The organism is Lujinxingia vulgaris, from assembly GCF_007997015.1.
Taxonomy (GTDB): domain Bacteria; phylum Myxococcota_A; class Bradymonadia; order Bradymonadales; family Bradymonadaceae; genus Lujinxingia; species Lujinxingia vulgaris.
The window spans coordinates 315,711-341,474 of sequence record NZ_VOSM01000005.1 but is presented as its reverse complement, the minus strand read 5'-3'; the positions used below and the strand labels follow the sequence as shown (position 1 = coordinate 341,474).

Below are 25,764 nucleotides of genomic sequence, written 5' to 3'. Positions count from 1 at the left end.
AAGTGGTGGCAGTGGTCCAGGCGAGGATGAGCTCGGAGCGGCTCCCGGGGAAGGTGCTGATGCCCCTGGCCGGGCGACCGGCCCTCTGGCACATCATCGAGCGCCTCAAGCGGGTCTCGCAGATCGATGAGATCATCATCGCCACAAGCGACCGCACAGACGACGACCCGATCGAAGCGCTGGTCAGCTGGCTGAACACCCCCGGGGTGCGCCTCTTTCGGGGCTCGCGCGATGACGTGCTCAGCCGCTTTTATCTGGCGCTTGCCCAGACCGAGGCTGAGGTCGTGGTGCGCATCACGGGCGACACGCCGCTGATCTGCGTGGAGCATCTTGAGCGCATGCTCACACATCTTCTGCAGAGTGACGCGATCGGCGTCGACGGCCATTTTGCCCGCACCGGCCTCACCTTAGGCTTTGGCAGTGAGGCGTACCGGGTGAGCGCGCTGGTCGATGCCCACCTGCTGGCGATGCGCCCCGAAGAGCGCGAGCACGTCACGCTCTTTATCAAGGAGCGGCCCCAGGTCTACCCGGTCGACTACCTCAAGCCCGACCCGGCGCTCTGCTCGGACTTTCGGCTCACGATGGACTACCCCGAAGATTATGCGCTCTTGCGCGAGATCTACGACGCCCTCTACCGCCCCGGCGACATCGTGGACTGCCGGCGGGTGTTGGAGTGGCTGCACCGCCGCCCGGACCTGGTGGAGCGCAACGCGCATTGCCTGCAGCGCAGCGCCCGCTGAGGCCGGGGCAGGAGCGGGGCGTGAGGAGTGAAGCCGAAAGAGGAGGTGGCCCGACGCTTAAGCGTCGGAGGGCCGCGGCGTTGCTCCCTGCGTCGACCTTAAGGATCGCAGCACCGGGCGCGGTCCTCCGACCTCGGGCATTGTGGCGTTGAGGCTCAGGTAATGTTCCCGCAGCACCTCGCCAAGCTCGGTGTACCACTCCTGCGCCGGCGATGAGGCGCGCCACTGCAGCGTCAGCGTGCGCCCGGGCGGGTCGTCGCCAAAGCTGCGCGCGACCAGATCCTGGCCCGGGCGCACCTCCGCGCTCAGCGCGCTGGCCGGCAAGAGCGTGGCGCCCAGCCCGCTCTCCACCATCCGCACGAGCGTCGCGACGCTGGCCGCGGTCACCGTGGTCGCCGGCGGGCTTCCCGCCAGCCGACACACATCCATCGCCTGATCCCTCAAACAGTGGCCATCCTGCATCAAAATCAGACTCGCCCCGGCAATCTCGTCGGTGGCGATGCGCTCCGGCGCGCTCAGCGGATGGCCCGCCGGCGCCACCAGCACAAAGGGCTCCACGATCAGGTCCGGCCCGCTCAACCCCTGATCCTCAAAGGGGCGGGCGAGTAACCCCAGGTCGATCGCCCCCAGGCGCAGCTCCCTTAAAAGATCGTCGGTCTGCAGCTCCTCGATGGCAAAGGCCACCTCGGGGTAGAGCCTGCGAAACTTCGCCAGCAGACCGGGCAGCCCGTAGGGCGCGATGGTAGGGATCACCCCCAGGCGCACCGTGCCCTGGCGCGCGCCGGCATACGCCCGCGCCGCGCCCACCAGCTCCTTCGCCTCCAGCAACAACCTCCTCGCCCGCGCCACAACCTCCTCGCCAGCCCCCGTCAAGAGCACCCGCGGGCGCGCCCGCTCGAAGAGCTCCACGCCCAGGAGCTCCTCCACTTCCCGGATCTGCTTGCTAAGTGCGGGCTGGCTGACCGAACATACGCGGGCTGCTTCCACGAATTGTCCGCTGTCTGCCAGAGCCACGATGTACTCGAGTTGGCGAAGGGTGGGCAGCATCTTATTAACCTGAGGTTATGGGAGGTATATCTACAATATCTTTGTCTTATGCACGACGCGTGTTTAAAACAAGCTCCGTCAACGGGTCCGGGTGCATCAGGCGTCTGCGACCCCCTGCAAAACCAACATCCCATCATCCACATCAGGAGAGGCCATGTCCGAGAACGCGAAAGCGAATAAGTGTCCTGTGATGCACGGCTCCACCGGCCCCCGGCCGACCGGCTCGATCGCCAACAAGCACTGGTGGCCCAACCAGCTCAACCTGAAGATTCTGGTGCAGAACACCAAATCGGTGGACCCGATGGGCGAGGAGTTTGATTACGCCTCGGAGTTCAAGAGCGTGGATCTGGCGGCGGTGAAGGCCGATATTGAGAAGGTCCTGACCACCTCGCAGGATTGGTGGCCGGCCGACTACGGTCACTACGGTCCGTTTATGATCCGCATGGCCTGGCATAGCGCGGGCACCTACCGCATCAGCGACGGCCGCGGCGGCGCCACCTCCGGCACGCAGCGCTTCGCCCCTCTGAACAGCTGGCCGGACAACGCCAACCTCGACAAGGCTCGCCGACTGCTCTGGCCGGTGAAGCAGAAGTATGGCCGCAAGATCTCGTGGGCCGACCTGATGATCCTCACCGGCAACGTCGCGCTGGAGTCGATGGGCTTTAAGACCGCGGGCTTTGCCGGCGGCCGCGCCGACGTGTGGGAGCCGGAAGAAGACATCGACTGGGGCCCCGAGACCGAATGGCTGGGCGATAAGCGCTACAGCGGCGACCGCGAGCTTGCCAACCCCCTGGCCGCAGTGCAGATGGGCCTGATCTACGTCAACCCCGAGGGCCCCAACGGCAAGCCCGACCCGGTCGCGGCGGCGCGCGACATCCGCGAGACCTTCGCCCGCATGGCGATGAACGACGAAGAGACCGTCGCCCTGATCGCCGGCGGCCACACCTTCGGTAAGACCCACGGTGCCGGCGATGCCGCGCACGTCGGACCGGAACCCGAGGGCGCCGGCATCGAAGAGATGGGCCTGGGCTGGAAGAGCAGCTTCGGCAGCGGCAAAGGCGCCGACACCATCACCAGCGGCCTGGAAGGCGCCTGGACCCCCACCCCCACGAAGTGGGACAACAGCTTCTTCGAGACGCTCTTCGGCTACGAGTGGGAGCTCACCAAGAGCCCGGCCGGCGCCTACCAGTGGACCCCCAAAGATGGGGCAGGCAGCGACACCGTGCCCGACGCCCACGACCCCGATAAGCGCCACGCCCCGATGATGGCCACGACCGACCTCGCGTTGATCATGGACCCGGCCTACCGCGCCATCTCGGAGCGATATTATAAAAACCCCGACCAGCTCGCCGACGCGTTTGCCAAAGCCTGGTTCAAGCTCACCCACCGCGACATGGGCCCGACCTCGCTTTACCTGGGGCCGGAAGTTCCGAGCGAAGAGTACATCTGGCAGGATCCGGTCCCGGCGGTCGACCACACGCTTATCGACGCCGACGACATCAGCGCGCTCAAGGCCAAAATTCTCGACTCCGGCCTGAGCATCGCGCAGCTGGTGAAGACGGCCTGGGGATCGGCCACGACCTTCCGCAACAGCGACAAGCGCGGCGGCGCCAACGGCGCCCGCATTCGCCTGGCGCCCCAGAAGGACTGGGCCGTCAACGAGCCCGCCGAGCTCGCCACGGTGCTCAAGGTGCTCGAAGAGGTGCAGACCGGCTTCAACAACGCCCAGTCTGACGACAAGCGCGTCTCGCTTGCCGACCTCATCGTGCTCGGCGGCTGCGCGGCGGTCGAAAAAGCCGCAAAAGACGCCGGCTACGACATCGAGGTGCCCTTCACCCCCGGTCGCACCGACGCCTCCGAGGCCCAGACCGACGCGGACTCGTTTGCGCCGCTCGAGCCCAAAGCCGACGCCTTCCGCAACTTCTACACCGAAGGCCTCAAGCGCTCGGCCGAAGAGCTCCTGGTCGACCGCGCCCAGCTCATGACGCTCACCGTCCCCGAGATGACCGCGCTCATCGGCGGGATGCGCGTCCTCGACGCCAACACCGGCGGCGACAAAGCCGGCGTCTTCACCGACGCCCCGGGCACCCTGACCAATGACTTCTTCGTCAACCTCCTCGACCAGAACCTCGAGTGGCAGGCCTCCGACGATAAGGGCTACCGCTTCGAAGGCCGCGACCGCGGCACCGGCGAGGTCAAGTGGTCGGCCACCCGCGCCGACCTGATCTTCGGCAGCAACTCCCAGCTGCGTGCCATCGCCGAAGTCTACGCCTGCGACGACGCCGACGAGCAGTTTGTCAGCGACTTCGTGGCAGCCTGGAACAAGGTGATGAACCTGGATCGCTTTGATATCGCTTAAGTGTGAGTCGGAGGGGTGATGCCCCTTCGACCCGCATAGCATCAGGACTTCGGGCCTGATCGCCAAACCCCTCGCCGCATCCGCGGCGAGGGGTTTTTTGTTGGGGGAGGCGGATGTAAATGGAAATGGGGGCGCCGCGTGCCGTGTGCAAGACCAGAGCCCATTCAATGAGCGTCGGGCATTCAATGATTTTGGTGAGCTTGAAGCTCAGATATTCTTTGGAGCGTCTTCGCTGTCGATGGGGGAACCCTCTTTCGTGGATGACTACTGCCAAGGGCAGTCGACATGCTCGGATACGCTGCTGGACGCGAAGTACATTCGGGATAACGCGGGACGATTGATGGAGCGTTGGGTTAGCTACAAATTCCCGACGTCCGTTCCGAGAGCTGCGCCCTCATTTAACAACCAGCAGTTTAAGTACGACACGCGTGGTCACCTCGCCAATTTTGTGGAAGAGCGCAACTCCCTCAATCCCATGATACGGGCTGCGTCAACGTTTGAGGTGGACTATACGCGTGGCGTCCATGGATCTGTGACCGCCTGGGACACGACCTTTAACACCCAGAACTTCGTTCATGACGCGAACCGTACAGCGGATGGCCGCGCCATCGCATTCAATCTCGATTTTGGAAGCGGGGTTACCGAACCCGTGAAGTACGAGGATCGGGGCTTCATCGCCGAGCTTGGAGGGTTCTCCTTTGAGTATGATCAGTGGCAGCAACTGACCTCGGTACATCGAAATGGACAGAAGTACGCCGAGAGCTACCTTTACGATTTTGCCGGAAGGCTCGTCGCCACCATCAACCGCAATGATTCGAGTGGTTCTACGATCGACTTCCTTATTCTCGATGGCGAAAAAGTCGTCGAGCAATGGCGAGGCGCCGCAAGCCAGAGCGCGGGCGGCGATCAGCTTGAATTGCGCGGCGAGTATTTCTGGGGGCCGCTGCAACAGCAGATGATTGCGGCCCGCACGGCGGATTCTAACTTCGACCTGGTATTTACTCTCACCGACGCCCTGCAATCCATCATCGGCGTCTGGAACGAGGACGAGCTACGCATCTCCGAATACGCCGAATACGATCCCGAGGGGCGTATCAGCGCCCGCGCCCCCGATGACACGGAGGATTGCTCGGAGCGCAACCTGGCCGAGACGCCCTGCCACATCGGCAGCCTGCCGCACTTCGGGTTTACCGGCGCCTTCCGCTCCACCACCACCGGACTCTACCGCTTCGGCGCCCGCTGGTACTCGCCGCGTTTCGGCCAGTTTATGAGCCCGGACCCGCTGTGGTATGTGGATTCGTTTGATGTGTACGGGTATGCGGCGTTTGATCCGGTGAATCGGTGGGATCCGAGTGGGATGGCGTCGGAGGGGATGGGGGATGCTGGAAGGAAAGGGTTGTGGTCGTGGATAAAAGAACTTTTTGGATTCGGGGGCGATTCGGTAGGTTTAACTGAAAATGAAGAACAGTGGCCAGAGCCGGAGCTAGGTGGATCGAATTTTGGGGATGTGCGTCCACTTGGGCCCTGGGGAGGCCCTTGGGATGGAGCCAATTATCGTCCAGGGCTTCCATCTTATCATGAATCTAAAGCAGAGAATCGAGAATCAAGGCCCGAAGTTTCAAGGGATGGAAATAATATCACCATAACGCTCGATCTATATTTTTACTCGCACCATTCTCCTCCTTGGGTTACACAAAGGTTAGTTGATCGGCTTACACAAACGGCATCCGAAATGTGGTCAGGTCAGTTTGGTAGATATAATGTTACGACTGAAGTTAGGGGGCACATGCATAAAAAGCCATTTTGGCGCCGTAGCGGTCATCAGGTTCATGTAATACGTGATGCACGGGCGATTGACACTAGTGGTGAACATGATGTGATTGCGCGTGTTATAGATGGCGAAATGGAGATAGGGACAAGAGTACCGGAGGATACGTTCGCACATGAGGTAGGTCATCTGCTGGGCCTAGGTGATAGATATGTGAGCGATGGGGGGGCTACGTACCCTGGATGGGAGGGTAATATTATGGGGAGAAATAATACCTCACGTAGTGTTTGGGAGGTTAACATATTAAATATTCTAGAATTTCACGGCCTTGCTGAGCCAGGAGATTATCAATGATTTTAATGGGGCATAAGAGATCTGTGGGACATGCGTTAGCTGTTGTTGTAGTGCTGGTGTTTTTCTTGTTAGGAGGGGTTTTTTTTGATGCGCTTTTCTATCCGGCGGTTAGTTTCTTTGACAGTGAAAGTTTGAACGAAAATGTGGAAAGGGCAGATTGGAAGGTTTATCCAATCGGTTGCCATATTATTCAATTGCCCGACTCCCATAAATTGATTGGTTTTGTTAAAGGGGATCGTCGTTATTATTGGGCAGTTTCTGCGGAGGTGATAGACAGCAAAACAACGAGTCATGAGTTTAAATTGGACTTAACAGGGGCTTCTTCAAAGGCGTTTTCAATAAAGTATTTTAATGAGCGTGACTTTTATTATTTATACGAGAAAATTGATATTGGTTGGCCGCATTTGGTTGATTATGTAGATGATTTTTTTAGTGGGCATGTTGCATACTTAGGGTTAGTGGAGTCTTCAACGTCTAGTGATCAGGGTCTGGTTTTTCAAAACTATTATAAAGAGGGTCGAAATGAAAAACTCGTAGATGCTATTTCTGTACAACCTTCAATGCCAATCAATAACAAGTTTGGTGTTTTTTTTGAAAATCTATTGGAGCCCTCAAACAAGAATTACAACCTTATGTTGGAAGTCGCACGAACCTTGAGGTTAGATCAAAGAAACTTCGCTCGTTATTATTTTGATGATGGTGAAAGAACTCCTTTTGAAGATATGGATTCGGAATATGGTTTGTTTGAGGTTGCGTCAATATCGGCACAAGATTTCGAAGCACTTCCAGGCGGAATGGATCAAAATAAATTTTGGGGACATGGCGACCGGCGTTGTGATGATATTAGCGTAGGCTTGTTGCGGCCGAAGCGTTATCTTCTTGACTATCGGGATGTGATAGAGCAAAGTTTTGAAGAATAATTGAGATTGTTGGATGTGCAGTGCCCCCCCATAAATCAAGCCACCAACTCGCCAGACTGAGCACCATACTCAGCCGGCGATTTATACCCGAGCGCCTGGTGGAGCCGCTGAGTGTTGTAGGTACTCGACTCAGACCTCGATTGCCTCCCGAGCCTGCGCAAAGGTCTTAAAGTCGGTCATCCAGATGCACTTTCCTTCAGAGAGCGGAAGACGCGCTCTATCAGCCCGTTCCGCAGCGGCATCCAGGGTGAGATACGCTTCCAGATCAGGCCGTACTGGTTGGAACCCCCGGTGAGCGCCTTCGACGTGAATGCCGCGTGGTTGTCAGTGCGCAGCACGAGACGCGACTCGCCATTAGCGCAGAGGTTTCGTTGTCCCCGCGAAGACCCGTCTTCAACGCGTCCGCCTCATACGATTCACTCCCAACGTCACTAACAAAAGCGCGGCCAGCGAACCACCGGGGTGCCCGGCCGGCACGCTGGCGCATCCGCCTGCGTGGCCGTCGTTCGATGGGCTGGTACCCGCATCGTTGTCTTCCGCCTCGTCTCCCTCGCCAGTGTCGGGGCTGCTGCCATCCGGTGCGCCGCCGTCCGGCGAGCCTGCGTCGGGTGTCCCTACATCCAAACTGCCTGCGTCTGGCTCGCCGCCCGTATCGCCGCAGGCCGTCGTTACGCGCTCACTCCCCTCCAGCGCGCTGCTCTCGCAGGTCGCGTCGCCCGGGCAATCCGCGTCGCGGGTACATTCCAGCTCCGCGGCGTCGCCAAAGTCGCCGTGTGTGCTATTGGCGCGAATCCGAAAATCCGCCACGCAGAAGGTCGTGTCTTCGGCAAACCCGCCGTTGGCCCAGCCGAGCAGGTAGCCCTGGTCGATGAAGTTGCCGCGCTCCGCAAAGGAGATCTGCTCGTGGAGGGGGACGTCGGCGTAGGAGACGACGTCTTCATCGAGGTTGCCGGTGATGCGCTGACCATCCTTGAAGATCTCAAAAAAGCCGAAGTCGCCCTCTTCGCGGGCCAGGTCCAGGAAGATGTGAATGTCGATCCAGTCGCCAAGGCCGTCTTCGAGCAAGAGGGGCATGATGCCCTCTTTCATGGCGTGGCCGTAGTTGGCGCCGTCCACGCCGATGTAGACCGAGGGGGAGGCCCCGCCCTCGGCGGGCCAGCTCTCGCTGGAGACGGAGATGTTGGCGTTGACCTTGCCGTAATCGCCGGACCAGAGCACGAAGTTTTTGTGGTTCCCGGAGGTGTGGGCGTAGTTCGCGGAGACAAAGAGTTTGAAGGAGATCTCCAGCTGCACGGCGTCGATGGGTAGCGCGAAGCGCCGCTCCGCCCAGCCGTGGCCGGGCTCGGGATCGTCGGGTCGGTAGTCGAAGATGAGGCCATTGCCGTAGGCATCGGAGCCCGGGCAGACGGCGCCGTAGGTGGTTCCGGCTCCGGACGACGCCTAGAAGCCTTCTTCATACGCGCTCTCGAAGTCGTCGGAGAGCTCCCAGTCCGGGTTGACCAGCTGTGTTTGCGCGTGGGCGGCGGCGGGAAGTGCCAGAAGCGCGGCGGTCACGAGTAGGATCGGCTTCATGGGAGTCTCTCCGGGGCTCGAGGCGCGGTCTCGTTGCGACTTCACGTGGGGGAAGTGCGTCGAGGTCGATGCGCGTGAGAGTTATAAAATAAGGTGAGCGCAGGGGAAGGGCGTCTGCCGACACGATAGAGCCGGCAGACGCCTTGCGCTCAGAGACTGTCATTCCACGTGATGTTGTCGACAACGATCTGGGTGTTGGAGGCGCCGGAGGTATTGAGAATTTCGAGGGTGATATCGCCGGTGAACTCGAGGTCTTCGATGATGAGGGTGTGGAGGGTGTCGTCGTAGGGGTCGGTGCCGAAGAAGTGGCTTTCTTCGATGATGGTGCCGTTGATGGCGACGGCGATGAGGCGAGGGGTGGAGCTGGTGTGGGCCTTGCGGTATCGGATGTAGAGGTTGACGAGGGCGTCATCGGCGATGACGGTGCGGATGGAGCTGCCGTCTTCGCGGAGCATCAGGCCTTCGCCGTCGATTTCGTAGGTAGTTTCGGAGCGGACGCCGTTGAGGGTCCAGGTGTAGCCGGCGTCGGTGGTGATGGTGGTGCCGTAGTTGTAGCTCGTGCCGAGGCCGTGGCCGTCGAAAGGCTCAAAGCCGTATTCGGGGACGCTGATGGTGGAGTCGAAGTCGCCGAACTGGTAGGCGCCGATGGTGCAGGAGTAGTGGACGGGGCGGACGACACCGCGCTGGTCGGAGGTGTTGTCGCTCGTATCGAAGGAGAGGGAAGGGCAGGCAAGGGCGGAGAAGGAGAGCTGTTCTTCGAAGGCGGGGTCGATGGCCATGGTGTGGGTGGGTCCGCCGTTATCGGCCAGGGGGAGGAGGGGGTTGGGGAGAGCGCCGGGCTGGTCGTCGGCGTCGTAGTTATGATCCCGGGAATAGAAGCGGGCGCTCCCACCGCCGGTGCAGCGGCGAAGGGAGTCATTGCCGACGAAGATGTTGGCGAGGTAGTCGACGCGGTGGTCGTAGTAGGAGCCGGTGCAGGCGGCAGCGAGGGCGGAGCCGTTGGGGGCGGTGTTGTGGGAGAAGGTGGAGTACTCGAGTTCGTAGAGGGCGGTTTTGTCGGAGGCAACGACGGGGTAGTCGAAGTAGATGGCGCCGCCTTCGTCGGTGGCGGTGTTGTCGGCGAAGGTGGAGTTGGAGATGAGGGTGTCTTTGCCCAGGTAGGTGGCGCCGCCGAGGGTATCGGCAGAATTCGCCTGAAAGAGGGAGTCGCGGATCTGGGAGTAGGTGGAGGCGTGTTCGCTTAAGAAGAGGGCGCCGCCGGCCCCGGAGAGGCTGGTGTTTTGGGTGAAGGTGGAAGCCGAGACATAGATGCGTTCATCGGACTGGTAGAAGAGGGCGCCGCCATCGTCGAGGGCGGAGTTACCCGTGAACTCGGATTTAATGATGCGGAGGCGGTAGGCTTGAGTGCTGCTGGCGATCGCGCCGCCGGAGCGCGCGGAGTGGTTGTTGAGAAAGCGGGTGTTCGTGACAAGGGCGGGGGAGGCATTCTGGTAGATGGCGCCGCCGTCGTCGGTGGAGGAGTTGTCTACAAAGAGGGAGTCGTAGGTGTTCAGGTAGCCGTGGGCTTGAATGACGGCGCCGGGGTGGTCGTTGTGGAAGCCTGTAAAGCGCAGGCCGCGCAGGGTTAAGTCGCCGTAGTAGTTGATCTCAAAGGCGCGGTTGTCTGCGGAGGGCTCGATGGTGAGCTGATCGGCGCCGGGGCCGATGATCTCGAGGGCTTTGTTGATGGTGATGCTGGAGTCGAGGAAGAGCTGGGAGATGGAGGGGTCGAAGGTGATTTCGCTGTCTTCTATGACGCGGCCGACGACTTCGCGCAGCGAGCCGGTGGCGCCGTCCCGGGTTTCCCAGACCAGGGTGGGGACGGGGGCGACGATGTCATGGGAGAGCACGTCATCGCTGGAGATATCGAAGAAGCCGTCGAGGTTGGTGATGTAGTAGGGGTTGCCGAATTCGTCGGTGCCGAGATCGTTGGAGGCGATGGCGAAGGTGAAGTGGCCCGGGTCAAGCGTCAGGGAGGTGGTGCCGGAGCCGCTCAGGGTGAATTGTTGGGTGACGCCGCTGGTGGAGTCGGAGAGGGCAAGCGTCAGCGAGCCTGTGTCGGGGAGGGTGTGGGTCAGATGTAGGGTGCCGGGCACGGACGCGTAGTCGACGGTGGCGTCGGCGGTGGCGTCGCTGGAGACGTCGATGGTGAGGGAGCCTGGCGAGGGGAGGTAGGTGGCGTCGTAGTAGGGGGTGGAGACGGTGCTTGTGTTGAAGGAGATCGTGTAGGTGCCGGGGGTGATGTCGTTGAGGAAGGCGTCGTTGGTGAAGGGCGTGGGGGAGGGGTAGGAGGGGCCCTGGAGGGTCAAGGTGTAGTTGGCGTTGTCGGGGAGGCCGGTGGCGGCGATGGAAAGATCGCCGGGGAGGGCCTCGTAGGTGATGGTGGTGGAGGCGAGCTCGTCGCTGCGCACGTTGATGGACGTGGAGGCGGCGCGGTAGATGACGAGGCCGTCGATGACGTCCGGGGCGGTGATGGTGTGCGTGCCCGGGGTCTGCGCGCGCAGCGTTGTGGAGACGCTCAGTGGCGAGGTCTGGCCGTCGGGGTCGGTGACGATAACGCCGGGGATGAGGCCGGCGGGAAGGCCCTCGATGTTGACTCGAAGATCACCGGGGACTTTTGCGTAGGCGATGGAGAGCGCTGTGGTCTGCTCGCTTCGCACCTGGGCGACTTCGTCCTCGGCGCGGTAGAGCAGGCCATTGCTGCCCAGTTGGGCGCCGGAGAGGGTGTAGTTTCCGGGCTCCAGGTTCTGGAGAAGACCGCCGGGGGAGGTTGTGGTGGAGAAGCCGGCCGGGCCGGTGACTGTGAGCACCGGTGAGAGGTGGGAGGGGTGGCCGGAGGCTTCGACCTGCAGGCGGCCGGGGACGAGGGCGTAGGCCAGGGTGGCGTCGGCGGTGGCGCTGAGGACGTCGATGGTGACGGGGGCGGCGCGGTAGATGCGGTTGGTGAGCGAGACGTCGGCACCGGAGATGGTGTACTGGCCCGTGGCGAGGTCGTTGAGGTGATCGCCGGGCCGGGCGGTGGCGGAGAAGCCGTCGGGGCCGGTGATGGTGAGGCGCGGGGACTGGTTGGAGGGCAGGCCGGTCGCAGCGAGCTGAAGCGCGCCCGCGACTTCGTCATAGTCGAGGGTGACCTCGGAGGTGGTGGTGCTGGCGACGTCGACGGTCTGCGAGGGGGCGTCATAAAACACACCCGCATCTTCGACGCGAGGGCCTGAGACCACATACTCACCGGGCTGAAGACCCTCGACGGGGGCGTGGGGTTGGGCGGTGGTCGAGAAGCCGTCGGGGCCGGTGATGGTGAGCTCCGGGGAGTGGCCTGCAGGGAGCCCGGTCACGCGGGCTTCGAGAGCGCCGGGGATGATGTCGTAGAGGATGATGACGGTCTCGTCATCGTCGCTGGCGAGCTCGATGGTCTTGGTCTCGGCCTCGTACCAGTGGTCGCCGTCTTGAACGACCGAGGGGCGAACCTGGTAGGAGGCGGGGGTGAGGTCGGTGAGTTCGGTGGACTCGGTGAGGGTGAGGGTCTCAAGACCTTCGGAGCGCAGCTCGACATCGGCGGCGACGCCTTCGGGGAGCCCGGAGATCACCACCTCAAGGCTGGCGAGCACGAGTGTATAGTCGACGGTGATCGTCCTGGTTTCGCCGGCCGTGATTTCGAGGCCCTGGTTTTCGGCCTCAAAGGTGGAGAGGCCATCGAGGTAAGGGGCCGGTCGGAGCTGGTAGGAGCCCGGAATCAGGATGATTCGGCCGGAGCTGCCGACGTCGAGGAGGCCCGACGTGCCAAATACCTCCATCTCAGGCCAGGCGCCCTCGGGAAGTCCGGTGACGGTGACCTCCAATACGCCTTCATGATCTTCGGGCTCGCGGTCCGGGTCGGTGTCCGCATTCGCGTCCGTACCGGTGTCCGGGAGGGTGTGGTCGCCCGTATCGCTGGTGTCTCCAACTCTTCGGTTATCACCGCCCTGGTCGCCGCAGCCGAGGGTGAAGAGGGCGAGGAAGCAGAAGAACACGAGTCGATTCAGGACAAGCATTATGAAACCTTTTCAGAGAACGCGCAGCAGCGTCGCGGACGGTTCGCAAAGTTAAAAAGAGGCGCCGAAGGCGCCATCGTGTCTGTCGGGATATCAGAAACGCAGGCAGAGTTTAAATGGGGAGGAGGGCGCGTCGGGGTGGGGTGGTGTGGTTGATTTGCCTGTCATGTCGGTGGTTTACGCGGGGTTGGCGTGGCGAAGTGGCGAGCTGAAAGTGACTGAAAATTGGGCCCTCGAAGGCGTTGGTGCGCTATCAACTTCTGCTCAAGACGTATGAAGAAACCCTTCCGAAGACTCCGGATCGCGTCAGGTCATGCAGACACATCGTCTGGACGCTCCGGATCGTTCATCCGCGATATTCAAACGCGTTCGGAAGTGTCCTCGGAGCTTCTTTGAAGCGCAGCCAGAAGATCGGAAGTGTCCCGAACCTCTGCCTGCACGGACCGCAAAGGTTCGGGACGCTTCCGAACCTTTGTTTGCACGGTCGGCAAAGGTTCGGGACGCTTCCGAAGGTTTCTTTCCCTTTCGAAATGGCGTCTGGAGGGTTCGGATGCCTTATGGCGATTCGCAAAACGCGATCGGAAGCGTTCTGAAGCCTCCCGCACATGAAAAGTAGCGTTCGGTAGGCTTCGGAACGTGTTCTGCGTTGGCCGGGGAGCGATCGGGAGGGTTCCGAAGGTCATTCTGAGGTTGGGATTTGTGTTCGGAAGGCTTCGGATCGCGATTCTCAAAATGGGACACCCCGATCCGAAGCGCATAAACACTGACGAATCGTGTCGTCGGAAGATGTCTTGTTTTCCGCGCGCGAGTGCCCGGCCCGGGCAAGCCAGAGGGCTGTATCGTCTTATTAGAATAGCGGTTCGGCCTACTTCCCTGTCTTTCCCTCATCGAGCAGATCTTCTTCCCCCGAGGCCTCGCGCTCTTCGTCGACCTGGCGTTCGATCTCGTCGTCGAGGCCGACGTCGAGGACCTCGTCTGTGGGGATGCTGCGCACAGGGGGCTTCTTCCGGGGAGGTTGGGGTGAGGCTGGCGAGTCGGCGCCGACGATGTTGATGGTGTAGATGGGGGAAGGCATGTCGATGCCGACGTCATCGAAGGCTTCTTTGACCCGGCGGATGGCTTCGCTTTTGACTTTCAAAAAGCCGACGGCGCGTTGGTCGACCCAGGCGGTGAACCAGATGGTGACGCTGGAGTCGCCGAGCAGCTCGACGAGCCCCTGGGGTCTGGGGTCTTCGAGCACGCCTTCGAGGGCTTTGAGGGTGGAGACGCCCAGAGTGAGGGCGCGGGGGAGATCTTCTTCATTACCGACGCCGACGCAGAAATCGAGGCGGCGGCGCGGGTTGCGGGAGAAGTTGGTGATGTTGGATTTGAAGACGGTGGCGTTGGAGATGCGCACGTGATTGCCGTCTTCGGTCATGAGGATGGTCTCGCGCATGGTGAGGCGGACGATGCGGCCGCGGAACCCTTCGATGTCGACGAGGTCGTTGGCCTCAAAGGGGCGGCGCACGCTCAGGAGCACGCTGGCGAGGTAGTTTTCGGCGATGTCACGGAAGGCGAAGCCCAGCGCGATGCCGAAGACGCCGGCGGTGCCGAGGACGGCGCCGACGATGGTGGTGGCGTCGAGCAGATCGAGGGCGATGAGCAGGCCACCGAGCACAATGATCACGCGCAGGGCTTGTTTGATGAGCCCGCGGGCCAGCACGTTGCGGGTGAGGCGCTCGAAGGGCCACTCCCAGAGCACGAGGGCTTTGGAGAGGAACCAGAAGATGCCGATGATGAAGATGGCGAGCAAAAAGAGAGGGATACGGCGCACGAGGTTGAGCGCGAAGTCGCGAAGGCGCTCCCAGGTGGGGGAGAGGCGATCGGCGACGTCGACGGCCTCGGTGAGTTGGTTGTCGACGTAGAGGACGCCGGGCATCCCGCTTGCGAGCTCTTCGGCGCGGGTGCTGGCCTCGTTGGTGGCGGATTCGCCGCGGATGCTCACAACGCCGTTATTCACCTCGACCTGTACGTCTTGCAGGGGGCGGATCTGTGCGAAAATGGCTTGCAGGCGCTCGGCGATGACCTCATCGGCGGAGAGAGCTTTGGGCTCGGGTTCTTCGGTGTCTGAAGAGGTGTCTTCAAAGTGCTCGAAGTCAATGTTGTTCTGTACGTAGACGACCCCTTCGAAGCGCGATGCGATGTCTCCGGCCAGCTCTTTGTCGGCGGAGCTTGGGAGCTCTCCGGCAAGGCGCACCACGGAGGCGCGCACATCGATGACGACGTCTTGCAGGACGTCGATGGCTTGAAAGGTACGGCGGATCTGGGCCTGCAGGGCTTCGTCGGCGGCGCTCTGATCGGGGAGCTTAAGCGGGACGGTGCGTTCTTCGACCGGTTCGGCTTCGGCGTCACTGTCGGGCTCCTGGGCGCGTAGTGGCAATGCGCAGAGGAGCACGAGGGCCAGTGTGAAGAGAGGGGTTAACAGTGGGGTCGGTCGAGGGTGGCGGGGGGCCATCGGGGAACTCCCAACATGGGTTCAATCCAGTTTCATCGCGCGCAGGGAGCCAAAGATATAGGTCTTTTGCGCCTGATGTGCACGGAGGTGGGGCAGAGCAAGCGCGACAGATGGAGGTGTACGGGCATCATCCTTACGTCCTGTCAGGTAGGCAGCAAGCCGCACTTTTCAACCGGGTTTTGGGAGAGGGGGTGTGTGTCGAAGTGTGAAGCCCGCGGACGAGCAGGTGCGCTTTTGAGCCGGAGTGTTAGTCTAGCGGTCAACGAGGCACAGCGTGGGTGGTAGGTATTCAACAGAGTGGGCTCGGGAGAAGACTATGATGGGAAGGACGTCGGTGTGGGGCCTATGTTTGGCGGTGGCGATCGGGACGTGGACGGGATGCAGCTCCGCGGGGAGCGCGGAGGGCGAAGATGTCAGTGTGGGGGAAGAGCGCGGAGGGAGCGATGAAGATGCTGACGTCGCTGGGGGAGAGGACGATAGCGGCGATGGCCGCGATGGCGGACTCGACGGTGGCGACGAAGAGGGGGGAGAGGGAGATGGAGGGAGCGTCGATGGCGGCGCGGAGGAGGATGGAGGATCGACGAGCGGCTGTGTGGCGCCGTCGCCCCCTTCGTTTGACTATGTGGTGGCCCCCGGAGGTCGTGCCGGGGGAGCGGGGACGCTTGACGACCCTTTGAGCCTGGAGGCGGCGTTCTCCGAGGCCGGCCCGGTGGGGCCGGGGGATCGCGTGATGCTTCGGGGCGGTGTGTATGAGGGGAGGTATGCGCCAGGGGTGTCGGGGGAAGAAGGGGCGCCGGTGGTCTTTTTCGCGGAGCCCGGCGAGCGAGTTACGCTGGATTCGGGTTCAGCTACCGGGGTGGGGAGTGAGCTGGATACGGGCGTTCTGGTGGAGGGGGAGTGGGTGGAGCTTCGTGGTCTGGAGGTCACGAGCAGCGCGGAGCGCTCCGCGCTCGTGAGCGGGCTGACGATTTACGGGGCGAATACGAAGCTCATCAATTCGGTGATTCACGATACCGCCCAGGGGATAAGCTTCTGGAAGCCTGCGGTCGACAGTGAGCTCTATGGCAACATAATTTTTAATAATGGCTATGAGGGCACAAGTCGGGGGCATGGCCACGCGATCTATACGCAGAACCTCGAGGGTACAAAACGCATCGCCGACAACGTGATCTTTTTCGGCTATGCCTTCGGTCTGCACGCCTACACCGAAGGCGGCGATATCCAGGGATTTGATATTGAGAAAAACGTCTGGTTTCGCACCGGCGCCTCGCGGCCGGGGGCATCGAGGGTGGGAATCTCGGACGGGGCGTTGATCGGGGGGTTGCAGCCGGTGGCGCGCGCCACACTCCGGGGTAACCACAGTTGGGCGCCGACAATAAATGCCCGCAGCACGCGGGTGGGCTGGGGCGGATCGGTGCAGAATGAGGACATTACCTTCCTCGACAACTACCTGGTCGGGCTCGTGGCCGCCCAGGGACATTGGAGCACGGGGGTGTTGGAGAACAACGCCTTTTACAGCGAACTCAGTGGGATTGACCCGGCGATGTACCCCGACAACCTCTATGGCGGGTCACTTCCCACCGAGAATCGGGTGGTCTTGCAGGTCAATGAATACAGCGCTGGTCGCGCGCACCTGATCATCTATAACTGGGAGATGCGGGAGGAGGTGGAGGTCGATCTGGGGGCGTTCGCAGACCCCGGTGCCTCGTATACGATCCGCAGCGTATATGATGTGTGGGGTCCGCCCGTGGCGCAGGGCACCTACGAGGGCGAGGGGGTGCGTGTGCCGATGGGAAGCGTGGCGCCGCCGCAACCCGCGGGCGATCTGCAGGGGATTATCGGTGATGATGATCCGGGGGCGGCGTTCGGGGTGTTTGTGGTGGAGGTGGGGTGTTTGTGAGGCAAGGGTGGTGATGCAGTAGGGATTTTCAGCAGTCTAACCAGGGAATGTGCTGGATCGGTTCCATCCGTCTGCTCCGCCAGGATGGGCGGGGGTGAAGTGATGAACGTGAAGACACGTTTGCCAGATCACGGCTGTCTACCAGGTGCCGCTCAAAACTTGATACATTTGCTCTTTGCAAACAGCCAGAGTTTGAACATGACTCGCCAGGCGCGACGGTGAACGTAAACATATGCGGCTTAAAGACGTCATGCTTGAATCGTCAGAGGTATATGACGCCAACTTCCATGATGTTGTAGATGTCAACATACTGCTGGCCATCATGAATGTAGGTCACGTGAACTTTTTCGTCGTCTGTCACGTGAACCGAAATGACCTCGAAGAGCTCGGCAGCGTTCTGGAATTCTTCGGAGGTCGTGTTTATAAATGGGTCATCGGTGGGAACGAGGGGCGTATTGTAAATGCTGGTGATCGTGGGAGGCGGGTTTTCAGGACCACAATCGTCAAACATATCGGTGCAGGCCGATGTTGCGAGGCTGGCGAGCAACACAGCGACGCCAGTAAAGAGGGAGAGAAGAGCGCGTTGTTTTAATGTATGGTTTTGCTGGGTCATTGGTTTTCTCCCGCTAGCGTAAGTACGGATTGTTGTAATGAAGACGTCGACACTTCCCCTTGTTCTTGCGGGCGTAGACGATAAGTCAGTCCACTTTCATTAGAGCCAATTTTTAACGACCACACTCCATGGAGTGTGGGCCTGAAACTTCCAGCCCTTAAGGCGAGCTCCTGAGCCATAAGGCCGTCACTTCCGGGCTCGTGAGAAAACTCAAGTCTGGCCGAGTCTACGCCTACAGAACATGCAGTGTCGGCGTGAGCAGGGTTGGTGCCTGAAAGCGCGGCGGTGAACGCCAGGGTGGCGAGGCCGAAGAAGAAGGGGGCGGCGAGTGCGCGGGGATGAGGGGGCATAGCGCTTGCTCCGACAGGGGGATGGGTATGAGGGGGAAGTGTGGGGAAATGGGGATTGTGATTCAAGGTATTCGCGCGGATTTTCGGCGCCGGATATCTCGAGTTGGGGTAGAGCTTAGAAGAAGGCGTGGCGGGGAGTGAAATTAGAGTGAATGGCGTGTGGGGGCTGAAAGGAAATTAAAACGTGTTTTGTGTGAGTCTGGCGTGGTGCTCAGACAACAAAAAAGCCGCCCCGGAGGGGCGGCTTTTTTGTTGGTGTATGAAGTAACGAATTACTCAACACAATCGATGAGCAGGTACCATTCAGGCACTCCTGCAGAGGCGTTGGTCCATTCGTATTCCATCAGAAGGGTCCAGTCACCCGGTGCTTCGGTTCCATGCAGCGGGGTAAGCGACTCAACCGGCTCGCGCGTGGTGGGGAAGGTGACATCGAGGGCGGAGGAGTTGACCGACGTAGCCACATTGAGCAGGCGGTACTCATCACCACGCGGGTCGATCAGGGTGACGCGGAGGTCATCCTGGTAGGTCCCGCTCGTTGTGGAGAAGTACACCTCAATGCTGCCGACACGCGCGCAGGATTGCGGCACGGTGACCGTAGATTCGGTGGGCTCGAAGGTTCCGCTGGAGGCGGGAAGGTTCAGGGAAATATCGGTCTCGCCAGCCTGGAAAAGGGTGGAGAGGGCGAACGACACCTCCGTCGAAGCGGCGATTTCGGAGGTCGCCGTGATGACGAGCACATAGGCAGCAGGCTCCAGTTCACCGGCGCGAAGGGTGGAGCTATTCGAGCCGGTAACGATGGAGTTGTAGGCGCTGTCGAGGATTTCAAACTCAGCGGTGGCCTCACCGTCGAGAGCGATGACCCAGTTGATGAGTTCGGCGGGCTCAAACATAACATAAGCGGTCTGGCCGGCTTGAAGGGCGTTGCCCAGTTCCACCGAGTCGCCGTCGGAGACTTCGCCAGCGTTGGCTGCTACGCGCACGTTAATGCCGGCCACGAGGCCTTCAAGTGCGTCCTCAGACGTATTTTCGAAGGTGACGGTGACTTCCGTCTCCTCGAAGGCGAACCATTGCAGCGCGCGCGTTCCGGAGGCCGCGGTGCGGGGGCGCAGCGCAGAGCTTTCGACGACGGCTTCGCCAGCGACCGAGATGCTGGCGTTGAGGTTAGCTTCGTCACCATTCCACTGGCTGATGGTGATGTATTCACCGGCAGCGAGTGTGATGGTTTCGGTGATGGTGGCTTCGCCGTCGAGGGTCTGGCTGGAGTTGGGCTGGGCGCTGTAGGCCGTGGCCGGACCGTCGGCGTAGACGCGATCGACGAGGAGGAAGAAGTTCTCGGCGGGGGCGTCCAGAATGAAGACGCCACCGTCGATAGCGACGGTCTCTGCCAGGGTCGTGGCGTCGGTCCAGATCTGGACTTCGGCCTGCGCGTCAGACGGTACCTGATCGAGGAAGAAGACAAACTGATCGCCCGCGGTAACGCCGCTGACCTCGTAGAAGTTCTCGGTCAGGTCACGAACATCGCCGCTGATGGTGTCCTGAGGGAACTCAACAGCGGTCGGCGTCGGCGCGTCAATGAGCTCGATGCTGCCGACGTAGCCCCAGTCTTCGTCGCCGGCGGGACCGGCCAGCTCGAGGAGCTGGGCGATGGGGCCGACGTTGAGGGCGTAGACGCCTTCGGTGGGGATGACGATCTCGCGGCTGAAGTCCAGACCGGCGCCAGCGTCGCTGGTGCGGCTGAAGGGAGCCGGCGGCTCTTCGGCTTCGGGGTCGACGGGCTCGACGGGCTCGGCGACTTCTTCCATGAAGACGAAGCCAGGCTCGGGCATGCCGTCGGCGTGGATGGCCACGCGGATCCACTGGCCCGGGGTGCCGTTGATAAGCAGGGTGTCGAGATCCTGGACGTACTCACCTTCGACCACCTCAGGGGCGTCGATGTTGCCGGTGAAGACCAGCGCTTCGCCGGAGACGAGGTCGACCGGGGTCTCGCCAGCTTCGTCGAGGTTGAGGGTGGCGGTGGCGGCCAGGTCGGCGACGACGCCGGCGCGCAGGAGGCAGGTGCCTTCGATCTGGATGGTGCCCGCGCCGCAGCTCAGCTGGGAGGTGGGCACGCAGGTGCGGGTGGCCACGTCGAAGCTCGTTCCATCACCGCAGGCCGCGTCGGAGGGGCGGCAGCGGTCCTGGCTGTCGGGCTCGGTGCCATCGCCGCAGACATCGTCAGCGGGGACGCACTGGTTGTTGGCGACGACGGTGCCTTCGGCACATTCGACCGCGTCTTCGGGCACGCACTCCCCGTCGACTTCGATGGTGCCTTCGGCGCACTGGATGCCGATGTTGGGCACGCAGCGGCCTTCGCCGGCATCGTAGGTCGTGTTTTCACCGCAGATCTCGCCGGTGGGCTCGCACTGGCCCTCGTCGTTGAGGACGGAGCCTTCGCCGCAGTTGGATTCATCGACTTCGCACTGGCCGTCGACAAGGTAGGTGCCGGGGCCGCATTCACGCTGCTCGACCTCGCCACCGTCACCACCGCAGGCGATGGCGCTGGCAGCCAGGATGGCGAGCGCGGAGAGTTTTGTCAGGGTACGCATGTATCGAATCTCCCGTGATGATTGGGTCTTTCGTAAGGTTCAGGGTGTGCCGCGCCCGGAGGGGGCGCGGCACCAGACGCCGTGGCAGGTTAGATGCTGCAAGTCAGGTTAACGCCCCAGCTGTTGACGGTGCCGGTATCGAAGGAACCGCCACCATCATCGTAGGTGTCAGTGACGGTAAGCGTCCATTCGCCCGAGCCGCTCTCGCCAACAAACGCGTCGAGTGATTCCTCGGCGTCGATATCGTCGGGGATATTACCTACCAGAAGGCCACCGCTGATGTGGTCGGCGTGGACGAGGACTTCGGTGCCTTCAGGGCTGGTCAGGACAACATCAAGGTCGCCGATGAAGCCATGAGCAATGTCCAGGTCGACCGTGATGCTCTCGATAATAATGCAACCCGCGGTGCTCAACGAAGAGGATACGGTGCGCGTGGAGGGTGAGATTTGAAGCCCAGGGCTCACCGATTCATTGACAGCGGGAACACCGGTCACTTCGTCGAAGTCCAGGTCGAAGGAGTAACCGTCGGCGAGCGCGCTGTTAGCGACGACTTCGACGATGATGAGGTCGTTGCTGGCGTAGAGGTCTTCGAAGTTGATGAGGTTACCGACCTGCTCGCGCAGCGTGTTGCGGCTGGCGCGGGAGAAGACCTTGGTGCTGATGGCTTCGCCCTGCGCGACGGAGAAGGTCATGGAGATGAGCATCGCATCGCGTACCCGGAAGAGGTAGTAGTCACGATCGCCTGCGGTGTAGGCGCCGGTGGTGCCCAGATCGAGGCTTCCCAGGGAGGCTTCGAAGAAGTCGGCGTCGGTCACACCTTCGAACTCGTAAGTGGGGCGCAGGATGGCGTCTTCGGTCTCGTTGGTGAGCTCCACGCGGTAGTCGCCGGGGCCGGGGGCAAGCTCCAGGAACTCGTAGTCGCCGCTGGCTTCGGCTTCGAAGATGACAACATCGTCGGGGTTGTAGACGCGGATGGTGGCGCTCTCGCCATCGGCGAACTCGGCGCTGCCGCGGATCAGGTCGTAGGTCTCCAGGGTGAAGGTCTCGGAGATGATCTCTTCCGGGACCAGGGCCTGACGCTCGGTGGCGTCGAGCTCCAGGGTGTAGCCCTGGGTGAGGGCCTCGTAGGCGCTGATGGCGAAGATGTAGGAGCCCGGGGTCAGGAGCGTGAACTCGAGGATCTCAAAGGTGCCTTCTTCGAAGAACTGCTCAGAGACGAAGTTGTCGGAGCCAATGATGACCGCGTCGGGGTCGCCGGCGCCGGGGTTCTCTTCATCGTCGATCCACTGGCCTTCTTCGTCTTCTTCTTCGGGCTCTTCAAAGACGAGCTCACCGGTGCGAAGGAAGCCTTCAAAGCTGGCCGGGGTGGTGATGTCGAGGCGGTAGAATGCGAACCCACCTTCTTCAAGCTCCTCTTCACGGGTGAAGGTGAAGCTCTCATCGCCCGCCACAGGGATGGGGGTGGGGTCGATGATGGTGATCACGGGCACGAAGTCGTAGATGGGCGCCGACCAGTTATCGTTGGTCATACCGACGGTGTAGGTGCCGCCGTCGACCGCGAAGAAATAACGAGCATCAGGTCGCGTGGAGAACGAGGTGGTGCCATTAAGAGGGTCGGTGTTGCCGTAGCTCGCGAGCTCCTCGCCGTTTTGCGACACCTGAAACTGCGCATTGAAAGCGCTGGGGTTGGACGTGGTGTAGCTGATCTTGACCATCTGTCCGGGCTGGGTCGTGACTTCAAACTCATAGGTCTCGTCGATATCGACGTCGACCGCACGCTGGGTGCTGATTTCAAAGCCAGTGGCGGGGCCGGTCTGGCGCTCCACGTCGAAGAGGAGGAAGACCGGCTCGCCGGAGGCGGGGCGCTCGGGCACGAAGGAGCCGCCTTCTTCGAGGTCGAAGGACTCGGTGAACTCGGAGAGGCTGGCCCACTGGTCGACCACGGCCTGCGCGTCGGCGCCGAGCATGTCGACGTTCATCGAGAGGTTGAATTCTTCGGGGAACTCGACCTGGTAGAGGTTCTCGGTGAGATCGGCGAGGTCGCCGGTGGCGACGGCTTCGATGCCGGGCCAGGGCTTGGGCTCGGGAGCCTCGATGCGGCTGATCTGCGCAACGTAGGCCCAGGTGCCGTCACCGCTGTTGGCGGTGCCGTTGAGCTGGTTGAGCGCGTTGGCGATGGTGAGGGTGTAGTCGCCATCTACGGGCATCGCGAAGGTGCGCTGCGCGACGTTGGAGAGGGCGGAGCTGGTGGCGCGATCGTAGCCGCTGTCGTTGACGATGATGGCCATCGGCGAGGGCAGGCCGCGGGTGAAGACGGTCAGCTCGAACCAGTCGCCGGCTTCGGCGCTCAGGGTGAACTGATGCTCACCGGCGTCGTTGGCCTCGATGGTGCCGGCGAAGACCAGGCTGGTCTCCAGCTCGGGGATCGTGAGGGCGTTGTCGCCGCCTTCGGCGTAGACGACGTCGGCGCTGGACGCGAGGTTGTCGGCGACGGTGTCGACCGAGATGCAGCGGTTTTCCACCTCGAAGGTGTCGTCGCCACATTCGACGTTGCCCAGGTCGACGCACTTGCCGAGCGCCACGTCGAAGACGGTGCGGTCGGCGCAGACGGTCTCGCCGATGAGCGCGCAGCCGGCGTCGGCAAACTCGGTGCCTTCGCCGCAGATCTCTTCAGTGAGCTCGCACTGGCCGTTGGCGAGCACGGTGTCTTCGCCGCAGGTCAGCGGGTTATCGACCAGGCAGCGGCCATCGATCTCGATGGTGCCCTCACCGCAGACGATCTCCTCGGGGCCCACGCAGGTGCCCGACTCGGTGTCGTAGACGGTCTCGTCACCACAGAGCTCCTCGGTGGGGACGCATTGATCGTTTTCGTTGAGGGTGAGGCCCGCGCCGCAGGTGTCTTCAGCGAGGACGCAGGCGCCTCCGCTAAGCTCGGTGCCGGGGCCACACTCTAAGAGGTCAGGGGCTTCGGTCTCGCCGCCGCCGCAAGCGGCCAGGGCGAGTGCCAAAATCCCACTGAGGGGAAGGTTCCAGGGGGTGAGTCGCTTCATCCGATTCATCTCCGACTTTCTGACAAGTCCGATCGTGGGTTCTCGTCGATGGGTTAGCGCGGCCGGCTCAACATGTGATGCGCGACCGGCTGGCCTGCAGGCGTTCGGGCACGGCAGAGCCAGGGTCTATGGGGACCGTGGGGGAGACGATAGTCAGCAACCCCCTGTTGATGCAACCAAATTCTGGATCTTCAGGCGGGCCGCGCCTTTTCGGGGGGCGCCGAGGAGGGGGTGGGGCGGGCGCCGCGGTTAAGCAGCATTCCGAGTGCGCGCAGCAGGAGCGCCAGCAGCGCGGCGACCAGGGTCTGGCTTGCGCCCACTGACCAGTCGGTGGCCAGGGCGAGCATGTAGCCGAGCAGGCCGGAGGCAGCGCCGGAGGTTGCGGCGATGATGAAGACCCACTTCAGCCCGACATTTAGCCCGAGGGCGCCGATGGCCGGCAGCACAGTGAGGCCGAAGGTGGGCAGCGCGCCGAGCGCGCGGGTGGAGAGGCCGGTGAGCAGCGCGATGGCGCCGAAGAGGATCGCGTCGAGCCTGCGCACGGGCACGCCCTGGGTGCGGGCGACCAGGGGATCGAGGCTGGCGAAGACAAACGCGCGAAAGGCGACGAGCTGGGTGACGACTACGAGCAGGGTGGCGCCGAGGATGGCGTAGAGATCGCTTTCGCGCACGAGCACCGCCGAGCCGTGAAGCACCGCTTCGACTTCGTGGAGCTCGTGGGCGATCAGCGGGCCTAAGAGCAGCACCAGGGCTGTGGGCACGATAAAGGCCACGCCCAGAAGCGCATCTCGGCCCAGGGTGGGGCGCTCGCCAAGCCATACCAGGCTGAAGACGACGATGGTGGAGAGGAGGATCGCCAGCGCCGGGGCCAGAAGTTCAGCGAGGAGGCCGGCCAGGCCGAGCTGCGCGCTCAGGTAAAAAGCGATCGTGACGCCCAGCGCGGAGGTCTGGCTGAGCGCGGCGCTGACAAAGACGATGCGGCGGCTGACCACGTACACGCCGAGAAGTCCCAGGCCCAGGCCTGCGATCATGGCGGTGAGGATGGGGTCGCGGTAGAGGTCGCCGTAGAGCGCCAGAAATTCAAACATAGGGGTGCCCGCGAAGATCAGTGGGTGTGGTGCGGATCGTCGAGGCAGTCTTTCAGGCACTCCTCGATGGCGATGTGGCCGCGGCGGTCGATGCGCATGATGCGACTTGAGGCGCTGCGCGCAAGGGCGGAGCCGTGGGCGATCATCATGACGGTGACGTCGAGCTGCTGCTGGATGCCGTGGAGAAGTTCAATGGTGGCGGCCTCACGCTCGGGGTCCATCGACGCGGAGGGCTCATCGAGGAGCAGGAGGCGGGGCTTTCCGAGCAGGGCGCGGGCCAGGAGGATGAGCTGTTTCTGGCCTTCGGAGAGCTCGCGGAAGAGGTGATCGCAGAGGTGGGCCATGCCCACGACCTCCAGGGCTTCGAGGAGCTCGGTGCGGCGCGGACGGATGCGCAGCGCGCTTAAGCCCCGGCCGCGGTGAAGGCCCGTGGCGAGCACGTCGAAGACGGTGGCGGGCAGCATTGGATCGAGGGTGCGGGTCTGGGGCACAAAGCGCAGGGCGTCGGCCGGAAGGCTCCAGTCGATGCGCCCGCTCACCGGCGGGATCAGCCCGATGAGGGTCTTAAGCAGGGTGGATTTGCCCACGCCGTTGGGGCCCTCAATGAGCATGAAGGTGCCCTGGTGGAGGTGAAAATCCAGGGGGCCGAGCAGGCCCTTGCCGCCGTAGCCGCAGACCAGCCCCTGCACCTGCAGAAGCGTGGGCTGGCGCGAGATATGATCCTCGGGCAGGCAGGGCGGGATGGTCTCGTGGGCCACCTGGCCGGGCTGGTCGAAGTTGGGGCGAAGATCGGTGTCCGGGCTCATGCAACGCGTCCGAGCAAAGGTTCGGGAAAGAGGCTGAGGGCCGCTAAT

General features: G+C 62.2%; 15 protein-coding genes. 5 read left to right on the top strand and 10 right to left on the bottom strand.

Annotated elements, in window-relative coordinates; genetic code table 11:
- The first annotated feature begins 5 nt into the window (after positions 1-5).
- Positions 6-740: a cytidylyltransferase domain-containing protein gene (locus FRC98_RS12785; RefSeq protein WP_230467562.1), complete on the top strand. Its 735-nt coding sequence runs from the start codon at positions 6-8 to the stop codon at positions 738-740.
- Positions 741-797: 57 nt separating this feature from the next.
- Here the strand turns inward: FRC98_RS12785 and FRC98_RS12780 are convergent, their stop codons facing one another.
- The gene (locus tag FRC98_RS12780) at positions 798-1,787 is read right to left on the bottom strand and encodes a hydrogen peroxide-inducible genes activator (protein WP_146981825.1); all 990 of its coding nucleotides are present in this window, start codon (positions 1,785-1,787) and stop codon (positions 798-800) included.
- A 154-nt stretch (positions 1,788-1,941) separates the two neighbouring features.
- Between FRC98_RS12780 and katG the strand changes: the two genes are divergently transcribed.
- The 3 genes from katG (at position 1,942) to FRC98_RS12765 (ending at position 7,188) form a co-directional block, all read left to right on the top strand.
- The gene (gene katG / locus FRC98_RS12775) at positions 1,942-4,146 is read left to right on the top strand and encodes a catalase/peroxidase HPI (protein WP_146981824.1); all 2,205 of its coding nucleotides are present in this window, start codon (positions 1,942-1,944) and stop codon (positions 4,144-4,146) included.
- Between the two features lie 145 nt (positions 4,147-4,291).
- On the top strand, positions 4,292-6,268 hold the full coding sequence (locus FRC98_RS12770; protein ID WP_146981823.1) for an RHS repeat-associated core domain-containing protein: 1,977 nt from the start codon (positions 4,292-4,294) through the stop codon (positions 6,266-6,268).
- Positions 6,265-7,188: a hypothetical protein gene (locus FRC98_RS12765; protein WP_146981822.1), complete on the top strand. Its 924-nt coding sequence runs from the start codon at positions 6,265-6,267 to the stop codon at positions 7,186-7,188. Before FRC98_RS12770 ends, FRC98_RS12765 begins: the two co-directional genes overlap by 4 nt.
- Positions 7,189-7,581: 393 nt before the next feature.
- On the opposite strand, the gene FRC98_RS12755 is transcribed toward FRC98_RS12765, so the two are convergent.
- From FRC98_RS12755 to FRC98_RS12745, 4 genes are all read right to left on the bottom strand, one after another.
- Positions 7,582-8,481 (bottom strand): MYXO-CTERM sorting domain-containing protein, encoded by a 900-nt coding sequence (locus tag FRC98_RS12755; protein WP_146981820.1) that lies wholly within the window; start codon positions 8,479-8,481, stop codon positions 7,582-7,584.
- Between the two features lie 147 nt (positions 8,482-8,628).
- On the bottom strand, positions 8,629-8,760 hold the full coding sequence (locus FRC98_RS22035) for a hypothetical protein (RefSeq protein WP_283809651.1): 132 nt from the start codon (positions 8,758-8,760) through the stop codon (positions 8,629-8,631).
- A 149-nt stretch (positions 8,761-8,909) separates the two neighbouring features.
- The gene (locus FRC98_RS21545) at positions 8,910-12,830 is read right to left on the bottom strand and encodes a hypothetical protein (RefSeq protein ID WP_230467561.1); all 3,921 of its coding nucleotides are present in this window, start codon (positions 12,828-12,830) and stop codon (positions 8,910-8,912) included.
- 865 nt (positions 12,831-13,695) lie between these two features.
- Positions 13,696-15,324 (bottom strand): BON domain-containing protein, encoded by a 1,629-nt coding sequence (locus FRC98_RS12745; RefSeq protein WP_146981819.1) that lies wholly within the window; start codon positions 15,322-15,324, stop codon positions 13,696-13,698.
- 316 nt (positions 15,325-15,640) lie between these two features.
- Here FRC98_RS12745 and FRC98_RS12740 point away from each other — a divergent pair, with 316 nt between their 5' ends.
- Positions 15,641-17,224 (top strand): right-handed parallel beta-helix repeat-containing protein, encoded by a 1,584-nt coding sequence (locus tag FRC98_RS12740; protein ID WP_146981818.1) that lies wholly within the window; start codon positions 15,641-15,643, stop codon positions 17,222-17,224.
- Between the two features lie 262 nt (positions 17,225-17,486).
- Here FRC98_RS12740 and FRC98_RS12735 read toward each other — a convergent pair whose 3' ends face one another.
- From FRC98_RS12735 to FRC98_RS12715, 5 genes are all read right to left on the bottom strand, one after another.
- Entirely contained in the window at positions 17,487-17,837 is a 351-nt protein-coding gene (locus FRC98_RS12735) for a hypothetical protein (RefSeq protein ID WP_146981817.1), read from the bottom strand.
- Between the two features lie 622 nt (positions 17,838-18,459).
- A complete protein-coding gene (locus FRC98_RS12730) occupies positions 18,460-20,772 on the bottom strand; it encodes a proprotein convertase P-domain-containing protein (protein ID WP_146981816.1) in 2,313 nt (770 codons plus the stop codon).
- 89 nt (positions 20,773-20,861) lie between these two features.
- On the bottom strand, positions 20,862-23,822 hold the full coding sequence (locus FRC98_RS12725) for a proprotein convertase P-domain-containing protein (RefSeq protein ID WP_230467560.1): 2,961 nt from the start codon (positions 23,820-23,822) through the stop codon (positions 20,862-20,864).
- 191 nt (positions 23,823-24,013) lie between these two features.
- The gene (locus FRC98_RS12720; protein WP_146981814.1) at positions 24,014-24,910 is read right to left on the bottom strand and encodes a metal ABC transporter permease; all 897 of its coding nucleotides are present in this window, start codon (positions 24,908-24,910) and stop codon (positions 24,014-24,016) included.
- Between the two features lie 17 nt (positions 24,911-24,927).
- On the bottom strand, positions 24,928-25,716 hold the full coding sequence (locus FRC98_RS12715) for a metal ABC transporter ATP-binding protein (protein WP_146981813.1): 789 nt from the start codon (positions 25,714-25,716) through the stop codon (positions 24,928-24,930).
- Positions 25,717-25,764: the final 48 nt, after the last annotated feature.

Bases quoted from the DNA above. Each gene is read 5' to 3' on its own strand.
- FRC98_RS12725 (WP_230467560.1), bottom strand. From the start codon at position 23,822: ATGAAGCGACTCACCCCCTGGAACCTTCCCCTCAGTGGGATTTTGGCA.
- katG (WP_146981824.1), top strand. From the start codon at position 1,942: ATGTCCGAGAACGCGAAAGCGAATAAGTGTCCTGTGATGCACGGCTCC.
- FRC98_RS12715 (WP_146981813.1), bottom strand. From the start codon at position 25,716: ATGAGCCCGGACACCGATCTTCGCCCCAACTTCGACCAGCCCGGCCAG.
- FRC98_RS21545 (WP_230467561.1), bottom strand. From the start codon at position 12,830: ATGCTTGTCCTGAATCGACTCGTGTTCTTCTGCTTCCTCGCCCTCTTC.
- FRC98_RS12720 (WP_146981814.1), bottom strand. From the start codon at position 24,910: ATGTTTGAATTTCTGGCGCTCTACGGCGACCTCTACCGCGACCCCATC.
- FRC98_RS12745 (WP_146981819.1), bottom strand. From the start codon at position 15,324: ATGGCCCCCCGCCACCCTCGACCGACCCCACTGTTAACCCCTCTCTTC.
- FRC98_RS22035 (WP_283809651.1), bottom strand. From the start codon at position 8,760: ATGAAGCCGATCCTACTCGTGACCGCCGCGCTTCTGGCACTTCCCGCC.
- FRC98_RS12730 (WP_146981816.1), bottom strand. From the start codon at position 20,772: ATGCGTACCCTGACAAAACTCTCCGCGCTCGCCATCCTGGCTGCCAGC.
- FRC98_RS12740 (WP_146981818.1), top strand. From the start codon at position 15,641: ATGATGGGAAGGACGTCGGTGTGGGGCCTATGTTTGGCGGTGGCGATC.
- FRC98_RS12735 (WP_146981817.1), bottom strand. From the start codon at position 17,837: ATGACCCAGCAAAACCATACATTAAAACAACGCGCTCTTCTCTCCCTC.
- FRC98_RS12780 (WP_146981825.1), bottom strand. From the start codon at position 1,787: ATGCTGCCCACCCTTCGCCAACTCGAGTACATCGTGGCTCTGGCAGAC.
- FRC98_RS12765 (WP_146981822.1), top strand. From the start codon at position 6,265: ATGATTTTAATGGGGCATAAGAGATCTGTGGGACATGCGTTAGCTGTT.